General features: G+C 53.7%; 17 protein-coding genes. 8 read left to right on the top strand and 9 right to left on the bottom strand.

Going from position 1 to position 16,376, the window contains the following annotated elements; all coding sequences use genetic code 11:
- Nucleotides 1-810 (bottom strand): aspartate dehydrogenase, encoded by an 810-nt coding sequence (locus MTHE_RS01230; protein ID WP_011695438.1) that lies wholly within the window; start codon nt 808-810, stop codon nt 1-3.
- 40 nt (nt 811-850) lie between these two features.
- On the opposite strand from MTHE_RS01230, the gene nadC reads away from it, so the two are divergent.
- From nadC to MTHE_RS01215, 3 genes are all read left to right on the top strand, one after another.
- On the top strand, nt 851-1,669 hold the full coding sequence (gene nadC / locus MTHE_RS01225) for a carboxylating nicotinate-nucleotide diphosphorylase (protein WP_011695437.1): 819 nt from the start codon (nt 851-853) through the stop codon (nt 1,667-1,669).
- A gap of 17 nt (nt 1,670-1,686) precedes the next feature.
- Complete coding sequence (locus MTHE_RS01220; protein ID WP_011695436.1) at nt 1,687-2,835, top strand: COG1361 S-layer family protein; 1,149 nt, start codon at nt 1,687-1,689, stop codon at nt 2,833-2,835.
- Between the two features lie 78 nt (nt 2,836-2,913).
- On the top strand, nt 2,914-4,017 hold the full coding sequence (locus MTHE_RS01215; RefSeq protein WP_011695435.1) for an FtsZ/tubulin family protein: 1,104 nt from the start codon (nt 2,914-2,916) through the stop codon (nt 4,015-4,017).
- A gap of 387 nt (nt 4,018-4,404) precedes the next feature.
- On the opposite strand, the gene MTHE_RS09165 is transcribed toward MTHE_RS01215, so the two are convergent.
- The gene (locus MTHE_RS09165) at nt 4,405-4,656 is read right to left on the bottom strand and encodes a hypothetical protein (protein ID WP_235619471.1); all 252 of its coding nucleotides are present in this window, start codon (nt 4,654-4,656) and stop codon (nt 4,405-4,407) included.
- Between the two features lie 210 nt (nt 4,657-4,866).
- On the bottom strand, nt 4,867-5,211 hold the full coding sequence (locus tag MTHE_RS09160) for a deoxyribodipyrimidine photo-lyase (RefSeq protein WP_011695434.1): 345 nt from the start codon (nt 5,209-5,211) through the stop codon (nt 4,867-4,869).
- A gap of 321 nt (nt 5,212-5,532) precedes the next feature.
- On the opposite strand from MTHE_RS09160, the gene MTHE_RS01205 reads away from it, so the two are divergent.
- Complete coding sequence (locus MTHE_RS01205) at nt 5,533-6,468, top strand: manganese-dependent inorganic pyrophosphatase (protein ID WP_011695433.1); 936 nt, start codon at nt 5,533-5,535, stop codon at nt 6,466-6,468.
- Nucleotides 6,469-6,718: 250 nt separating this feature from the next.
- Here MTHE_RS01205 and MTHE_RS01200 read toward each other — a convergent pair whose 3' ends face one another.
- The 3 genes from MTHE_RS01200 to MTHE_RS01190 all read right to left on the bottom strand — a co-directional run bounded on the left by MTHE_RS01200 (nt 6,719) and on the right by MTHE_RS01190 (nt 8,409).
- On the bottom strand, nt 6,719-7,105 hold the full coding sequence (locus MTHE_RS01200; protein ID WP_011695432.1) for a hypothetical protein: 387 nt from the start codon (nt 7,103-7,105) through the stop codon (nt 6,719-6,721).
- Between the two features lie 119 nt (nt 7,106-7,224).
- A complete protein-coding gene (locus MTHE_RS01195) occupies nt 7,225-7,524 on the bottom strand; it encodes a hypothetical protein (RefSeq protein ID WP_011695431.1) in 300 nt (99 codons plus the stop codon).
- A gap of 405 nt (nt 7,525-7,929) precedes the next feature.
- Nucleotides 7,930-8,409, bottom strand: coding sequence for an RNA-binding protein (locus MTHE_RS01190; protein WP_175265664.1), 480 nt, complete (start codon nt 8,407-8,409; stop codon nt 7,930-7,932).
- Between the two features lie 93 nt (nt 8,410-8,502).
- Here MTHE_RS01190 and MTHE_RS01185 point away from each other — a divergent pair, with 93 nt between their 5' ends.
- From MTHE_RS01185 to purF, 3 genes are read left to right on the top strand one after another with little or no spacing between them, the layout of a single operon-like run.
- Complete coding sequence (locus MTHE_RS01185) at nt 8,503-8,718, top strand: LSm family protein (RefSeq protein WP_011695429.1); 216 nt, start codon at nt 8,503-8,505, stop codon at nt 8,716-8,718.
- Nucleotides 8,719-8,729: 11 nt separating this feature from the next.
- Complete coding sequence (locus MTHE_RS01180) at nt 8,730-8,900, top strand: 50S ribosomal protein L37e (RefSeq protein ID WP_011695428.1); 171 nt, start codon at nt 8,730-8,732, stop codon at nt 8,898-8,900.
- A 3-nt stretch (nt 8,901-8,903) separates the two neighbouring features.
- Nucleotides 8,904-10,328, top strand: coding sequence for an amidophosphoribosyltransferase (purF, locus tag MTHE_RS01175; protein WP_175265663.1), 1,425 nt, complete (start codon nt 8,904-8,906; stop codon nt 10,326-10,328).
- Between the two features lie 491 nt (nt 10,329-10,819).
- Here the strand turns inward: purF and MTHE_RS01170 are convergent, their stop codons facing one another.
- Both MTHE_RS01170 and MTHE_RS01165 read right to left on the bottom strand, forming a co-directional pair.
- Nucleotides 10,820-13,069, bottom strand: a complete 2,250-nt coding sequence (locus tag MTHE_RS01170; protein ID WP_011695425.1) for a DEAD/DEAH box helicase — start codon at nt 13,067-13,069, stop codon at nt 10,820-10,822.
- 348 nt (nt 13,070-13,417) lie between these two features.
- Nucleotides 13,418-14,224 (bottom strand): mechanosensitive ion channel family protein, encoded by an 807-nt coding sequence (locus MTHE_RS01165; protein WP_011695424.1) that lies wholly within the window; start codon nt 14,222-14,224, stop codon nt 13,418-13,420.
- A 482-nt stretch (nt 14,225-14,706) separates the two neighbouring features.
- Between MTHE_RS01165 and guaA the strand changes: the two genes are divergently transcribed.
- Nucleotides 14,707-15,615, top strand: coding sequence for a glutamine-hydrolyzing GMP synthase (gene guaA / locus MTHE_RS01160; protein WP_011695423.1), 909 nt, complete (start codon nt 14,707-14,709; stop codon nt 15,613-15,615).
- Between the two features lie 97 nt (nt 15,616-15,712).
- Here guaA and MTHE_RS01155 read toward each other — a convergent pair whose 3' ends face one another.
- On the bottom strand, nt 15,713-16,354 hold the full coding sequence (locus tag MTHE_RS01155; protein WP_011695422.1) for an MBL fold metallo-hydrolase: 642 nt from the start codon (nt 16,352-16,354) through the stop codon (nt 15,713-15,715).
- Between the last annotated feature and the right edge of the window lie 22 nt (nt 16,355-16,376).

The raw sequence follows: 16,376 nt of genomic DNA, 5'->3' as shown, positions 1-16,376 counted from the left end.
TTAAGTCCCGATCCTGACGTTCAGCGTCGCGTTTCTCAGAGTCGCTATCGCTGAGAGGGCGGCGAGATAACTCGTCCGGGGATTCCTTGGGGATGGGACGTTCTCAACCCTGGTCACCATCCTGCCGAAATCTCCCTCTGCAACTACTTCATGGACATTTACTGTAGCTTTTGGATCCACCACTATCCTTACCCATGCATCCTGCCCGTATGTGAGGCTCAGGGTCGCTGCGACATTGACATTTGCAGGGAACGCCCTGACGGCCTCTGAGGCAGGCCCCTCATAGATCAAAGTCGGCTCTCTGAATGATCTGAGATCCATATTCTTCTCGACCACATACGGCGCACCCTCAAGGCTGGCAGGCGGCTTTGTGCTGGTGAGAACCACCCTTTTCAAACGACCAACTGATGCGGACTTGAGCCCATCGAGACCGGTTATTGCACCTGAGGGTATGTACACCCTCCCCCCACTCGACTCGGCCATCGAGCATATCCTTCTGTAAAGCTCTCTGTCCATGAGCGCGCCCACGGACATGATCATGATATCCTTCCCGCGCTTGAGTGCAGCCTCTGCGACCTGGGGAACTGCAGCCTGAGATGCGGCCTCGACCACGATATCTGAGAGTTCCGCGAGCTCCTCTAGCTCCACGACCTCTGGCTTATTCCTCATGGCCTCGATGAGCCTGTTCATGTTCTTTGGGTTCCTGTCAAAGACAGCTGCAAGATCTGCATTGACATCTCCACGATCTATCGCAGATGCGATCTCAAATCCAATGGCTCCGCAGCCTACAAGGCCAACTTTTATGGGCATCAAAGGCTATAAATCAATTGGAGATCAAAGCCTTTGCGGTATGCTACGGTCTCATATTGAGAGATTTCTTGAAGAGGATCTCGGAGAGTGGGATGATTCCACTAGCATAGTTCCAGACCTGAATGTTGATGCGGCGATAATCTCAAAGGAAGATTGTATACTTGCTGGCCTCGAGGAGGTCTCGGAGCTCTTTGAATACCTTGATGTCAATTCGGAGCCCTTATTCGATGATGGAGAGTATGCGACTGCCGGGGCTGAGGTCATGTCCATACAGGGCAGCGCGCGGAACATACTGAGGGGCGAGAGGGTGGCTCTGAACATCCTCGGGAGGATGAGTGGCATAGCGACCCTGACAAGGGAATGCGTGCTCAGGGCACAGAAGGTGAGGGTGGCATGCACGAGAAAGACCACGCCAGGATTCAGGTACTTCGAGAAGAAGGCTGTCCTGATAGGAGGAGGGGACACACACAGGTTCAACCTCTCGGGCGCTGTCATGATAAAGGACAACCACATAGCGATAATGGGCCTGGAGGATGCGATAAAAGAGGCGAGGAAACGCGCCAGCTTCACCAAGATGATCGAGGTCGAGGTGGAGGATCTGGATACAATGATCAGAGCCGCAGAGCTCGGAGCCGATATAATAATGTTCGACAACATGAACCCTGAGGAGATAAAGAGGGGGGTCGCGATGCTCGAGGAGATGGGTGTAAGATCGGGAGTCATACTGGAGGCCTCAGGAGGAATAAATCCCGGCAACCTCGAGGCGTACGCATCGACAGGTGTGGATGTGATATCGATGGGTGCACTTACACGAGGCGCGAGGTGGATGGACTTCAGCATGGAGGTCCGCAATAGATGAAAAAGCGGTGAGCTTTTATGCGATATATCTTTCTGCTTCTCCTTCTCGCAGCGTATGTGTCCCTGGCAATAGGGGATAATGAGGATCAGGGCGTGAGATTCCAGGAGTTCACCATGAGCATCGGAGACCGTGTGGAGATCGGCGATTACAGGGCCGAGCTGGTGGACATACAGTCCCTCAAGGACGGGCTTGTGGTGCTCCGCGTCACCCAGGGCAGCAAGTTCGAAGAGCAGAGGGTTGTGATAGAGGGCAGCCCGAACAGCTTCAACGGAGGCGCGGAGGAGGGGGGCCTGACCCTCACAATAACAGACATATTCGATGAGGAGTCGGCCAAGCTCAGGGTCGAGTACAGAGAGAGCCTGGGCACGCCCAGGAAGAGGGTGGCTGAGAGGCGCGAGCCAAGGGCAGCTCCGAATCTGGTGGTGGAGAAGAGCTTCGATAAGACCACCGTGAACTACGGCGATGAGGTGAAGGTGACAGTAACAGTGAAAAACATCGGGACCGAGGCTGCCAGAAATATAGAGGTCTACGACATACCGCCGCTGGCTGAGTTCGCATACATAGCAGGATATCCGCCAAAGATAAAGAGCGAGCTCGGTCCTGGAGAGACCGATTCCGCGGTCTATGTCATGCGCGCCGTAAAGGAGGGCCTCGTCAAGGTCCCCCAGATAGAGGTCAGGTACAGGGACGCGAAGGACAGGATCAAGACGAACACGACAGAGCCTCTTGAGATAATAGTGGCGCCCCCAAAGAGGCCGAATCTCGTTGCGAGGATAAACGTCACAAATGTCACATCCGGAGAGACAGCCCCGATAGAGGTACGCATAGAGAATACCGGGCAGGCGACTGCAACGATGGTGGAGGTGAGCTCTGAGGTAAAGCCGCCAGAAGGGCTCAGATGCACTGGCCTGGATCAGCTGATTCCTGAGATACCCCCTGGGAGTGCAAAGATTTACACCGGCGAGATGCGGGGGGAGAGAAGCGGTAACTACACCATCTCCCTGACCGTAAGCTACCGCAGCGGAGACGCTATGTCAATCACCAAGACAGCTGCGAATGTACGCGTGATCGAACAAGAGTATAAATATCTGTATTACCTACTCGTTCTACCATTGATGATAGTGGGGTTATGGGTGTACAAAAGATACAAGGAATATAAATACTAACAGTTATAGTAATCATATGAATGGTGCTGCTGAGATGAAAATCCGTAGATGTAAAAGCCCAAGGACGGGTTCGAGATCATGTTAAATGTACTCATGTTGGGTGTAGGTCAGTGCGGTAACCGGATTCTGGATGCCGTGAACAGGCAGGCCTTTGGTGGCTCCAGGTTGGCGAAGTACTACTCCAAGCAGAGGTTTCCAAGCCGGGTTGAGACCATCGCCATAAACACCGCCATAAACGATCTCAAGGAGCTCAAGTTCACCGCCGCGAAGGACAGGCTTCACGTGCCGAACCTCCATGGTGTTGGCGCGAACAGAAGCAAGGGTAAGCAGGGCTTCTGGGAAAACCAGGAGATGATCCTGGAGGAGATAGAGAAGCGGGGTGATTTTGATCTGATATTCGTAATGACCTCTGTCTCCGGAGGCACGGGATCGTCATTCTCTCCTCTCATGATCCATGAGCTCAAGAAAAGGTACAAGAATGCCACTATAGTGCCAATCGCTGTACTTCCCTTCCGGGAGGAGGGCACGATATACCTGCAGAACGCCGCATTCTGTCTCAGAGAGATGATTGAGGTCGAGGCAGACGGCATGATACTCGTGGACAACCAGTACCTCAAGCGTTTCAGCGGAGATATCGCATCCGCGTATGACAGGATCAACACAATGGTCGCCCAGAGGCTCCTGTTTCTCATCGAGGCTCTGGACAGCGAGATGCTATCCGTCACAGACCTCGGCGACTTCAAGACCGTGATGAACGGTGGCCTGCGGATGGGCACGCTGGGATACTACCAGGCGGACAAGAAGAGTCCGTCGATCAGAGCAGCGATAAAGAACAGCCTTCGCGAGGTGGGTCTTCTCTATCCTGCCAACGTAGACGCGGGAGAGGCTGGCAGGGCCATGATAGTGATACAGGGCTCCAGAGAATATCTGAATGTTGATGAGATCACAAAGGAGATCGAGTCTCTGACGGAGACCATAGGCCACGTCTTCAAGGGCATAGTGATAAAGAAGGGCGAGCCACGGGTGCTCTCCGTGCTATCACTTGAGAGGGCGCCGGGCCTGGTGGAGCTGTACGAGAAGGCGAAGTGGGCCATCCAGGAGGAGCGCGAGCGGAAGGACAGGGCCAGAAGCGAGCTGTACGAGGCGTTCGAGCAGATAAACGATCTCGAGGAGATCTACTGATCAGCCATCCGGAAGATGTGATTAATGTATTTTGGACATCAAACTTTCTTCGCATCCCCTCGCAGCTCATGTTTCCGAAAACCGGCCTCTCTTTGAATGGCCGGTCGTGCAGGCCTCCGATGCACCATCCGCATCCGGTATAGCCGTTCGGGTCACGGCCGTCAAGCTCGTATCTGTCGTTTAGGCTTATAGCTATCCTGAGTGCATCCTCTGGAGATTCCGACCACTCCATTATCATCTTCGCCCAGTACATTCTGAGATATCCATGCATCTTTCCCCTCAAAAGCATCTCAAGCTGGGCTGCATTCCACAGGTCGTCGTGCGTCCTCGCACCCTCAAGCTCGTCATGCGAATATATGTAATCGCGACTGTCATGGCTGTGTTCCTCTAAAGTCCTGCGCGCCCATTCAGGCATTCCTCCATGGAGTCATAGTGTTCGTTGTAATAGCAGAAGTTGTCGGAGAGCTCCCTGCGCACGATCAGCTCATCGAGAAACTCTGTATGATTCCCGCTGAGAGCCATTATCCTCAGGGCTGTCATCTGAGCAGAGATCTGGCCGAAGTGGAGATAAGGAGAGAGGCCGGACTGAGCGTCTTTTGTCGGGTCGTTGCGCTGATCTGCGTACCTGTCCAGGCACACTGAAATGAAACGCTTGAACTGCTCCGCTGCGGCTCGCTCGCCAGAGCGGATCCTCCTGCCCTAAAGATTCTGATCTCAGTATTCCTCCACCTGTTCTCCACGCCCTCCCTCCACGGTCTGAGCGATGGGGTGGGATCCGGAAACTCCTCCAGGAACTCTGCGAGATGCTTTTTGATCTTCAACCTGAATGTGCGGGCAGACCACTGCTGTTTATGCGACGCGATCCAGCAAGGGACTAAAGGGACTATGTTGTGCACGTTCACCTCGTGAAACGGTATTTCTATACGATCTGCGACCATCGACTTCCAGGTTCGCGATCCTTAGGGGGCTGAAGTCTGCTATCAGCATTCCCGCTCCGGAATCATCGATGATCTCAGGTATCACATTGCCAGGATCTCCATGTGTGAATATGAACGCGATACCAAGGCTGGAGAGGCGCTGCTCGAGCTCTCTCAGTCCATCAAGCATGAATCTGTAAGAGCGATCTCCTGCGCCTGGGAACTGTGGCGCCAGGCAGAAGACAACTGCCAGGGACGCGTTCAGCCTCCAGGCCATCCCGAGGGAGTACAGCAGCGCCCAGTTATCTCTGTGCGCTGGTCGCGGCTCATCTAGTAGATCAGAGGCCCGCGAGCATCGCCTCTGCGAATCGCTCTTATCCTCGCAGGGTTTACATGCATGGCCGATAACCGTTAAATATTATGATTCTTTACTGATTATTTTGTCTTACGGTTGCTTGTAAGACGACTGCTGGGAGGGAAGAGATCGCGCACCCATTGAGCTGATGCATCTGTGTTTATGATGCATCTCGGGCAGTGATATGTCCTGTGATTCTCTTCGCCATGCAGTCCATCTATCAACAGCCCCGAGGTGTTGGGTTTGGCAGATAATATCTATGTGGTCGGGCATAAGAGTCCGGATACGGATTCCGTGACCTCTGCGATAACATACGCGAATCTGAAGAACCAGCTTGGAATGAAGGATGTCGTCCCCGCAGCTGCAGGTGAGATCAATAACGAGACGAAGTACGTGCTTGAGTACTTCAAGATAGCTCCACCTGTTGTGCTGAATGACGCGACCGATAAGAAGGTGATCCTGGTCGATCATAACGAGGTCGGCCAGGCTGTGGATAACATCATGAAGGCCGACATCCTGGAGATCATCGACCACCACAAGATAGGGGACATACAGACTGGCAAACCGATATTCTTCCACAACGAGCCTGTGGGCGCGACTGGAACGATCATCGCCAGCATGTATGAGCTGAACGGGGTCGCGATATCGAAGGAGATGGCTGGCCTGATGATGGCCGCGATTCTGAGCGATACGGTTCTATTCAAGTCACCCACATGCACTGACAAGGACAAGGCAACAGTTGAGAAGCTCTCGAAGATCTGCGGAGAGGACCCGCAGAAGTTCGGGATGGAGATGCTCAAGGCGAAGAGCGATATAAAGTCGAAGACGGCGAAGGACATACTCTTTGGCGACTTCAAGAAGTTCGACTTCAGTGGGGTCAAGGCAGGCGTCGGCCAGATAGAGGTCATGGATCTCGCGGACCTCGCTCCGAAGCGCGAGGAGATCCTTGCGGAGATGAGAAAGGCCCTGGAGTCCGAGAAGCTGGATATGATTGTTCTGATGCTCACAGATGTCATCAAGGAGGCATCGGATCTGCTCTTCGTCGGCACAGCTGCCGCAAAAGAGGGGTTCGAGAAGGCATTCGGCGGAAAGGTCACCAACAACTCCATCTACAAGGAGAAGGTGCTCTCAAGAAAGAAGCAGGTCATCCCGCCGCTCGAGTCCGCATTCAAGAAGTGAGAGCCCTTTTCATCACTTTTTACTTCCAGGTTCTGTGCTTCTGTTCCTATGTGCCATTCACTTGCACCCAGCAGCCGTCGTTGGATCACCGGTGCGATTCATTCTTGTTATTTCATTCTGCTGCGGCACAGCTATGTGAGACCAAAAGTTGTGAGGATTAGCCGACGCTCACGGAATGCCAAGCCCGGTCTGGATCTCCAGCGATCGGGCCACAGCGATCTGCGGGTGCTGAGAGGATGCACTAGCGTCCTCACAGATCCCCTTTGGTCTTGCTGAGCTTCTCCATGAGCTTTCTTATCGATCCCGGAACCCTGGAGTCTGTCTTGCCGATCTCAGCAGCGGTATTAATGGTCGCCCTCACAGCTCTGCCCATACCTCTCATCATGGTCAGCGCTATCTCAGGATCTATCCCGTACTGCTCTATGTACTGCCCTCTGGTCAGCCGCATCCCCCCACCGGTGATGTATATCGGGTCTCCTATCACAGGGGTAATCTTTCCTGCTGGCAGCCTCCACTGAAAATCATCCGGCTCAGAGCACTCAAGCCAGTCCTCGCTGTCGGTGACATCCTGCTCAAGCTGCTGTGTGTCGAGGAGGTTCACAGAACCGCAGTGATGACAGATGAGCTTTTTAATCATTATCACATCACCCACACTATATTAGTTCTGTTCTGGTCTCATGTATATATAACTTATGTTTTATATCTATTCACATTTCTATCAGATGGGTATGTAATTGTCACGAATTCTTTCTTGCGTCATTTATTTCCATCATTCCTCCTGCTGCTCAGCATTATGTGTTCGCGCATGTACTTTATCGCCCTCTCAGGATCCACCCCGAAGAGCTCTATGAACTCCTCCCTCTTATGGAGGTTGTTCAGAACATCGATGTAGTACACATTTCCATCTGACAGCTCCTTTTTCGCTGTCGGAGCCCTCCAGTCTCTGCCAGCAGGCGGAAGGCACTCCACCCAGCCCTTCCCGAGGTCAACCTTCTTCGTCCTCTTCACATCGATCTCAGCGCCACAGCAACCGCATATATATCTTTTTCCGAACATATCTAACACCTATTTTTTATATTGCTAATACTGGCTTATAGACTTTTTGGATGAATTTTATCTATTATAATCGTGTTATTTTGTTTCTTCGGTGCTGAGCTAGAACAGCTGCCCTGGCAGCCTGAGGTAACGTTGGTGATACCGCGGGCATTGGCAACGTGGCCTGGGGGCGATCTAAGTTTTTGCTGCGGCTATACTCATAGGACAGTGCACTCGTTCACTTGAGATCTGAGCGTGTGGATTTTGCAGGATCATGAGGTATTCTACATTGTCTGATGATTCCTAATATGCCACTCGGCGAATCGATCCCCACAACCCGATGTGAGACGCATGCGATCTGAGAAGCAGATGCTGTGACTTGCACCAGGCGTGTAACAGCGGCACAAATTTTTGTCGCTTGGTCTCTCAGCAGATGCTCTTCCAGATCCTGTCGCCAACATGATGTATAGACTCGACGGCCTTTCCCTCGCCTTTCATCTCCGGACCGGCCCTGAGCGCCCTCCCCACAGCAAGCGGCTTCCTGTGCCGCTCTTCCACGACCACGACGAGATCTCCAGTCTGGATCTCGGGATCTGCTTGCACAATCCCCGGCCCCATCACATCAGCACCGTTGGCTATGAAGCGAACAGCGCCCGAATCAACCACCACAGTTCTCCCCCTGGGGGATAGCTCGATGGCCCCCAGGACGGTGAAGAAGGGCTCTCCGTCTATTATCATCAGAAGAGGTCTACCGTTAACGATTATTATCTCAAACCCCTCATCCGTCTCTGCGAGCTCCATCGAGGCTTTTCTCAGACCATCTGGATCCTCGATCCGCTCCTCGATTGCACTCAGTATCCTTTTTACCTCGCTGCCCTTCAGATGGTGCCTGGATTTGATCCTCATGGCCACCAGGTATTCCCGACAAATTTAAATATGCAACGAAACAGTCACTTGCAGATATGCATTTTGCTGGTACATCAGCGTGGAGAGGAGTTGATGGCACAGAGGCCGCTTGATATTTTGAATGAATCGCTAAATTCGCCCGTGATAGTTAGACTCAAGGACGGAAGGGCATTTCGCGGAGAGCTCCAGGGATACGATATCCACATGAACCTGGTCCTGGAGAACACCGAGGAGATCGCAGAGGGCACAGCGCGCAAGATCGGCGCTGTGATAGTGCGCGGAGATAACGTAGTCTACATATCGCCATGAGGTGGATTTAGATGAGTAAAGGAACGCCCTCTATGGGCAAATGTCACAAGAGGACGCATGTAAGGTGCAGGAGATGCGGCAGGCTCTCATACAACTTCAACAGAAAGACATGCGTCGCGTGTGGGTTCGGCAGGTCGAAGAGGCTCAGAAGTTACAAGTGGATGCGTAAGGCTGGATACTGAGATATGCGAGATGCATGCGGGGTCGTTGGGATCTCGTTGGGGGACACGAACAAAAACGTGGCGAGGATGATCTACTACGCCCTGCACGCATTGCAGCATCGCGGCCAGGAGGCGGCTGGCATCTGTGTCCATGACGGAAAGTCCATCCACAGTTACCGGGGGATCGGCCTGGTCGCGGAGGTCTTCACCGAGACACAGATAGCCCTTCTGCCCGGGGCCGTGGGTATAGGGCATGTCCGCTATCCGACATCAGGCGCGCACACCCTGGAGAACAGCCAGCCGATTCTTGTGAAATACAGGGATAAGACCATCGCCGTAGCTCACAACGGCAACCTAGTGAACTCAGGAGAGCTGAGATCCGAGCTTGAGGGCGCTGGCGATATATTTTCCACGACATCTGATACAGAAGTCATAGCCCATCTTCTCGTGAAGGAGATACAGAGATACGATCTCGCAGATGCGGTGAGAGCTGTCATGCGCCGGCTAGTCGGCTCCTATTCTCTGGCGATTATGTGCAACGACACGGTTATAGGACTCAGGGATCCGCTTGGGATAAAGCCGCTGTGCATCGGGGCGATCGATGATGGGATTGTGGTGGCATCTGAGAGCGTTGCCATAGATGCACTAAACGGCAGGCTCATAAGAGACGTCGCGCCCGGCGAGATGGTCGTGCTGAGAGACGGGGAGATGAATTGCATCAGGCTCGTGAACTCTCCGAGGCCTGCGCACTGCATATTTGAGTATGTCTACTTCGCGAGGCCTGACAGCATCATGGATACAAAGCTCATATACGACGTCAGGGTGAACATAGGCTCCATCCTCGCGGATGAGCATCCGGCTGATGCGGATATCGTCTCTCCGATTCCCGACTCCGGGATCACGATGGCTGTAGGATACCACCAGCGATCCGGTATACGGTACAAGGAGTGCCTCATGAAGAACCGCTACGTGGGGAGGACGTTCATCATGCCGGATCAATCGATGAGAGAGGCGGCGGTACGCATGAAGATGAACACCATCAGGCCGAACATCGAGGGACAGCGCATAGTTCTGGTGGACGACAGCATAGTAAGAGGCACGACCAGCCGCAGGATCGTGAAGATGGTGAAGGACGCTGGAGCGCAGAAGGTCCATGTGAGAATTGGAAGCCCGCCGATAATAGCGCCCTGCTATCTAGGAATCGACATGGCCAGCAGGGACGAGCTCATAGCAGCGCACAAGACGGTGGCAGGCGTGGAGACCGTCATAGACGCGGACTCTCTGGGATATGTGAGCCTGGAGGGGTTGATTAGAGCTATAGGCCTTCCGGAGGATCACTTCTGCACAGGCTGCCTAACGGGGATATACCCTTTGGATATACCTGGTGAGAGGTCCATGAGCTCACAAAGGCGGTTGACAGACTTCCCTCCCAATGATGGTGGGGGATGATGAGAACGATGGCGAGGCGGAGCAGGCATGAGGGTGCCTGCCGAGTTCGCTGTGATTTTACAAACTGCTCAGGACAGTTCATTGGACAGGGCCGGGATTTTGGAATTGGTCGATTTCTCCATATCTGTATGCCGATGATCCTCTCTCCGCCCCGAAGACCAGAGTTTATGCCTCCCAATCTCTATCAGCCCGATGAGCGGAGCTTCATGGGTCGCGCGGCTCGAACACAGCTCATGTGAAGGGCCGTGCTATTCACTGAGACCTCAAAGTCCATCTGAGGAATTTAACTCTTGGGAGAGGAGAGGGCGCAGCGGGAAGTCCCCAGAGGAGAGCGAAGCCCTCCCTGCTTCTGACATATGCTTCCATGAACATACTCATTGCAGGGATGGAACAGCCCGTAGTGCCCATAGAGTCAAAACCTCTACATCATATATCTGTGATGCAAGTTTTGGCGATGAAGTGGGAAGCCCTACCCTTCAGGGTAGGGTAGTTCACCCCTTGTACTCGCCTGACACTATCTCCCTGATCCTGGCAGCAGTCTTTGGGCCGACCTTGTCCACAGACATCAGCTCCCCCTCGCTCGCTGTCATGATCCTCTCCACAGATCCGAAGTGGCGCAGGAGGTTGCGCGCCACTGACGGCCCGACTCCGGGAAGTGCGGATATGAGGTACTCCTGTTGTTCCTTCAGCGTTCTGGACGTCTTCCTCCCGTGCAGCTTCACGTCCCTGTAGCCGGCCTCATGCTCCCTTCTCGCCATCAGTGCTATCAGAGCTGCAGTCTCCTCAATGCTCCCGGTGGGCACGATCGGGACGCCGAAATCCACCGCTATTGTGGCCAGAATTCCCCTGACAGAGTTCGGATGGACCTGTCGGGCGTAGAGGTTCTGGCCCTCTATGATCAGCAGCGGCCGATCGTATGTTCTTGCAAGATCTCCTATCTGCCTGAAGAGATCCCGCTCAGGATCTATGATAGAATCGATGAGATCGTCCGCAGTCTTCCTCTCTATTCCGAGCCGCTCTGAGAGGACGTAATCACCAACCTCAAGAGACCTCAGGACTATTCTGAGCCCGGTCTTCTCGAGAAGCCTGGCCATATCGCGCTCACGGGAATCGACGATAATCAGAGGCAGCTCATCCGGCTCGCATATCTCGGTGATGCTGATCTGCCTCGAGGCTCTCGATGAGATTGGAGCTGTATCAGGTACAGCAGAGTCTACTGGCAGCGGCTCTGCCATGCCCTGGAGCTGCCTCCTCATGGTCCGTTCCTTTCGATCGCTTATCCAGTAGTATGCCTCGTCCCTTGTTCCCTTCGCTATCAGCACAACTACCCGGCCGGTCCTTGCACGCCCGGTTCTGCCCTTGCGCTGTATGCTTCTTATCTCAGAGGGTACCGGCTCGTAGAACAGGACCATATCTGTGGATGGTATGTCTATGCCCTCCTCTCCAACAGAGGTCGCTATGAGGACGTTGTACTCTCCTGCTCTGAACTTCTCCAGGATCTCTGACTGCTTTCTCTGGCTCAGCCCCTCATCATTCTCCCTGCTCGCCTGGCCGACAAAGCGAACGGGTTTCACAGCATCAGAGGCGTTCGCTTGAAGAAACCTGAGAAGCGCTGTCGCTGTGTCGCGGTAGTTTGTGAACACGATTATCCTCGACTCCGGAGATGTCTCAAGCTGATCCTCGATGATCTCGAGCGCCCTGCTGAGCTTCGGGTGCTCCAGATCAATATCCTTCAGCACTGAGAGAACATGCTGTATCCTGGGATCCTCAATTAGCCTGCGGGACGCCTTCGATCCGCCCCTCGACCTCGCCTCCTGAGCCAGGCGCTCCAGGTACTGTCTCAGAGCGCTCACTCCCTGGGTCTCCGCGAGCTCGACTGCATGCTTGAGCTTCATGATCTCTGCGAGCAGAGAGATTCCCCTGAAGATGTTCTGATTCGGTCCACGTGCAAGCGCGCTGCTGAACCGCTTCTGCAGGTCCAGGAGTTCCCCCTTTGATGTCCTGGGATCTATCCTGCACATCCCCAGGCTGTTGATCTCCTCCATCCGCTCGCTTACAAGGCCGTCTATCACGCCACGTATCTTCTGGAGCTGCTCCGGCACCTCCACTTTTATCCACTCTATCTCCCTGTGGTGGACGAAGGGCGCGACATCGGGATCGCTCTCGCTCTTCATCTCGATGCTCTCGATCCCGAGGTTGGCGCAGATCTCAGCTATCCGCTCTGCTTCACTTCCAGGGCTCGCTGTCATTCCCAGAACAAGCGGATCCCTTGCCTCCCTCCTGTAGCGTTCTGCTATGTAGACATAAGCGTAGTTGCCCGCCGCCCTGTGCGCCTCGTCGAATATCACAAGTGATACATCCCTGAGATCCATCCTGCCTGAGAGGAGGTCGTTCTCCACGACCTGAGGAGTTGAGACTGCTATCCTGCAGCTCCTCCAGATCTCAGCCCTGCTCTCGGGATCCGTCTCCCCTGTCACAGAGGCGACTAGATCCGGGGATGTGAGAACCCTGCGGAGAAACGCTGCATGCTGCTCCACCAGCGGGCGTGTCGGCGCCAGGAATAACACCCTGCCCTTCTCGAGGCGTGCAAGCATGACCATAAGCGCCACGATGGTCTTTCCAAGACCGGTAGGCATCACAACCAGCGTCGATCCACGCAGCGCCCTGGCAGCCAAATCTATCTGAAAGAGCCTTTTCTCAACGGCCTCCGGCTTGAGGAGCGGATGGACCAGGTAGGACATCAGACCTCAGTTGGGCATGTAACAATATCTTTTTTTTGGAATCTTTCCGGGACCTGTCCGGATATGAGCGGAGGCCAGAAATCTGGCCCCACTGCATTCTGCAGGTTGAAACACCTAATCATCATTCGGACACGTCCTCTTTCCGGGTTGAGTGTTCGTATCACTGAATTGCTTGTATCATTGGGATAGGATGTGTCCGAATAAGAGCTGAATTCAGAACGTGTGGCTGGATGCTTTTGGATGGAGGAGATGCTCGAGCCTTATTTGGACAGGTCCTTTGGGATATAACGATACGAGCATATACTCGGCCTTCCTCGCATCACTTATCCCCATACACACCCTCGGAGATCAGCTTATCCTCTCCCTCATGAAGGCCTTCTTCGCCTCCTCCAGTATATGGCAGCCTGTGTCGAATGCAAGATCCCTGTTGAGGGAGTTGAAGTAGAGACGGAGCTTGTTGCCGTCCTTGGTGCTCTCCACAAGAAGAACCTTGATCTCCATCTCCTTAAGAACGTGTGGCTGGCTTCTCGCGATCTCCAGGATTATCGACTTCGCTCTGTCTATATTTGATGCATCCTGTATCAGGAAATCGACCGTCCATACCGACACAGGATCCCGCATGGACCAGTTCACTATGACCTCTGTGGAGATAACACTGTTAGGGACAACGATCCTCCTTTTATCCCATATGCATATGACAGTGTGTCTCAGTGTGATGTCCTCCACGTATCCGTAATCGTTGCGGAATGTGACGTAATCACCAACACGTATCGGCTGAAAGACTGCTATGAACACTCCTGATATGAGGTTGGAGAGGGCATCCTTCGCTGCGAAGCCTATCGCCAGGCCGGCCAGGCTGGCGCCGGCGAGCAGTGCGATTGCTATCCTGTACAGCTGTGGGATCTGGAGTACCACCAGAGCTATACCGGCCACGTAGATCGACGCAACCACGATCCTTCTTATTATGATGTGAAATGTTCTGGTCCGCTCCTCCTCGACATGCTCCGCCTGAAGTATGTTGTTCTTGAGCATCCTCTCCGCGAAGCTCAAAAAGTACTTCTGGAGCATCCTGTCTGCGATCTTCGCAGCAATCTGTGTCCCGATAAGAATCACACATATTATCACAAGGTCTGTGATGAGCGCTATGGGATCCACCCGGCTTAGGGCACCGTAGAGTATTGTGAGAGAGCTGTTGCTTCCCTGCGCGACTACGGTCTCTATGGTGTCGTTGACGACAGCAGGGGGGAAAGCGGCGATGTTCTCGAGCGTAAAGTGACCACTGACCGCAAGATGAGATAAGTATGTGATAAAGGTTATGGTACGGAGTTTGGATCTGTTTGAATAAAAGGTTGGAGCCAGAAATATGAGCCTTATAGCTCTTGTTTGTCATAAGCATTCCATCCCATTCGGATAGGTCCCATGAACGGACCTGTCCGGATATTAGCCGATGCCAGAAATTTGGACCTAACCGCTTCTGCATGTCAGAAACACCTAATCCTTATTCGGAGAGCTGTTCAAATCCAGACGCGTGTTTGGCCATCTCTCCAACTGCATGTCAGAAACACCTGATCCCTATTCGGACAGGTCCTCGTGAACCACCACAAGCCTATTATCCGGTGAGATATCCTGCCCTTACTATGGATGTTCAGCGCTTTATCGACAACGCGATAGATGAGATCCGGCGTGAGGTGAAGGGCAAGGCGATAATAGCTCTCTCAGGCGGCGTCGACAGCTCTGTCTGCGCTGTTCTTGCGCACAGGGCTCTCGGAGAGAATCTTGTACCGGTCTACGTCGACAGCGGTCTCATGAGGCGCTTCGAGTCGGAGAGGATCGTGGAGCTATTCAGCCATCTCAATCTCATGAAAGTGGATGCATCAGAGAGATTCCTGAACGCGTTGAGGGGAGTGACAGATCCAGAGCAGAAGAGGAAGATCATCGGCGAGACGTTTATCAGGGTTTTCGAGGAGGTTGCATCCGAAGTCGGCGCAGAGTATCTGATCCAGGGCACGATCTATCCTGACAGGATCGAGTCCGAGGGAGGGATAAAGTCGCATCACAACGTCGGCGGGCTGCCGCTGCACATCGAGTTCAAGGGGATAATAGAGCCGATGCGTGATCTCTATAAAGATGAGGTCAGGGAGGTCGCAAGGGCGCTTGGCTTGCCGATGGAGATAAGCGAGAGGATGCCGTATCCGGGCCCCGGTCTCGCAGTGCGAATCGTGGGCGAGATAACAAGAGAGAAGCTGGAGGTCGTGCGCACCGCGAACGCGATAGTCGAGGAGGAGATATCGTCATTCAAACCATGGCAGGCGTTCGCTGCTGTAATCGGAAAGGCCACCGGCGTAAAGGGCGATAACAGGGTCTATGGCTGGGTAGTCGCAGTGAGGGCTGTGACATCCAGGGATGCGATGACGGCGGATGTCCTCGAGCTCCCATGGGGTGCATTGAGGCGGATATCCTCAAGGATAACAGGCGAGATACCCGGCGTCTCCAGGGTTGTGTACGACATCACCCCGAAACCGCCAGGCACGATAGAGTTCGAGTGATCTCTCACCTGAAACACCCACTTTTGGGACCATATGGTGCTAGTCCGAAGCTTAACGCCAGCAGCTGTAAAGAGACGGGATCTCCCCCGATGCTGGCTTACGAGACGTACTCCAGGAGCACTATCTTCTGCTGATCGAGATCCTCTCTCGATATATGAAGAAGCTTCTCAGGCCCGAGAACCTTCCTCCCCCTGGCAGCCTTTATGAACTTGTCCACGGGATCGAGATCAAATGCCAGAGCCGGCGTCCTGTAGTGCATAGGAATCACCAGATTCGGCTTGAGTTTGTCTATTACGGCCAGAGCACCGCGCGCGTCTATTGTGAATGTCCCGCCAACGGGTATGAGAAGAATGTCCACATCGCCTATAGCCCTCGCGTCGTTATCATTGAGCACATGCCCCAGGTCGCCCAGGTGGCACACCCTGATGTCATCCATGGTGAAGCAGAAGACCGTGTTCGTGCCCCGCAATTTACCTCCTGCATCATCGTGGTATGTCCCAACGCCCTTCACCTCGATGCCAGCTGCTTTATAAATTCCAGGATGCTTTATCACGATAGGCGATCCCAGCACAGCATCAGCGTTGTTGTGATCGAAATGGTCGTGGCTTATTAGAACGATATCCGCTCTGATCGGAGGAAGGGTGTAGCCGACGCTTTCATCAGGGGGATCTGTCACCACGGTCCTTCCTATAGAATCGGTTATCTGAAAGCAGGAATGCCCGAACCACTTTATATCCATGCTCATCACCACACACTGCCAA

Source organism: Methanothrix thermoacetophila PT, from assembly GCF_000014945.1.
Lineage (GTDB): Archaea > Halobacteriota > Methanosarcinia > Methanotrichales > Methanotrichaceae > Methanothrix_B > Methanothrix_B thermoacetophila.
This window is presented reverse-complemented; position numbering and strand designations above follow the sequence as displayed.

Bases quoted from the DNA above. Each gene is read 5' to 3' on its own strand.
- MTHE_RS01230 (WP_011695438.1), bottom strand. From the start codon at position 810: ATGCCCATAAAAGTTGGCCTTGTAGGCTGCGGAGCCATTGGATTTGAG.
- nadC (WP_011695437.1), top strand. From the start codon at position 851: ATGCTACGGTCTCATATTGAGAGATTTCTTGAAGAGGATCTCGGAGAG.
- MTHE_RS01220 (WP_011695436.1), top strand. From the start codon at position 1,687: ATGCGATATATCTTTCTGCTTCTCCTTCTCGCAGCGTATGTGTCCCTG.
- MTHE_RS01215 (WP_011695435.1), top strand. From the start codon at position 2,914: ATGTTAAATGTACTCATGTTGGGTGTAGGTCAGTGCGGTAACCGGATT.
- MTHE_RS09160 (WP_011695434.1), bottom strand. From the start codon at position 5,211: ATGGCCTGGAGGCTGAACGCGTCCCTGGCAGTTGTCTTCTGCCTGGCG.
- MTHE_RS01200 (WP_011695432.1), bottom strand. From the start codon at position 7,105: ATGATTAAAAAGCTCATCTGTCATCACTGCGGTTCTGTGAACCTCCTC.
- MTHE_RS01195 (WP_011695431.1), bottom strand. From the start codon at position 7,524: ATGTTCGGAAAAAGATATATATGCGGTTGCTGTGGCGCTGAGATCGAT.
- MTHE_RS01190 (WP_175265664.1), bottom strand. From the start codon at position 8,409: ATGAGGATCAAATCCAGGCACCATCTGAAGGGCAGCGAGGTAAAAAGG.
- MTHE_RS01185 (WP_011695429.1), top strand. From the start codon at position 8,503: ATGGCACAGAGGCCGCTTGATATTTTGAATGAATCGCTAAATTCGCCC.
- MTHE_RS01180 (WP_011695428.1), top strand. From the start codon at position 8,730: ATGAGTAAAGGAACGCCCTCTATGGGCAAATGTCACAAGAGGACGCAT.
- purF (WP_175265663.1), top strand. From the start codon at position 8,904: ATGCGAGATGCATGCGGGGTCGTTGGGATCTCGTTGGGGGACACGAAC.
- MTHE_RS01170 (WP_011695425.1), bottom strand. From the start codon at position 13,069: ATGTCCTACCTGGTCCATCCGCTCCTCAAGCCGGAGGCCGTTGAGAAA.
- guaA (WP_011695423.1), top strand. From the start codon at position 14,707: ATGGATGTTCAGCGCTTTATCGACAACGCGATAGATGAGATCCGGCGT.
- MTHE_RS01155 (WP_011695422.1), bottom strand. From the start codon at position 16,354: ATGGATATAAAGTGGTTCGGGCATTCCTGCTTTCAGATAACCGATTCT.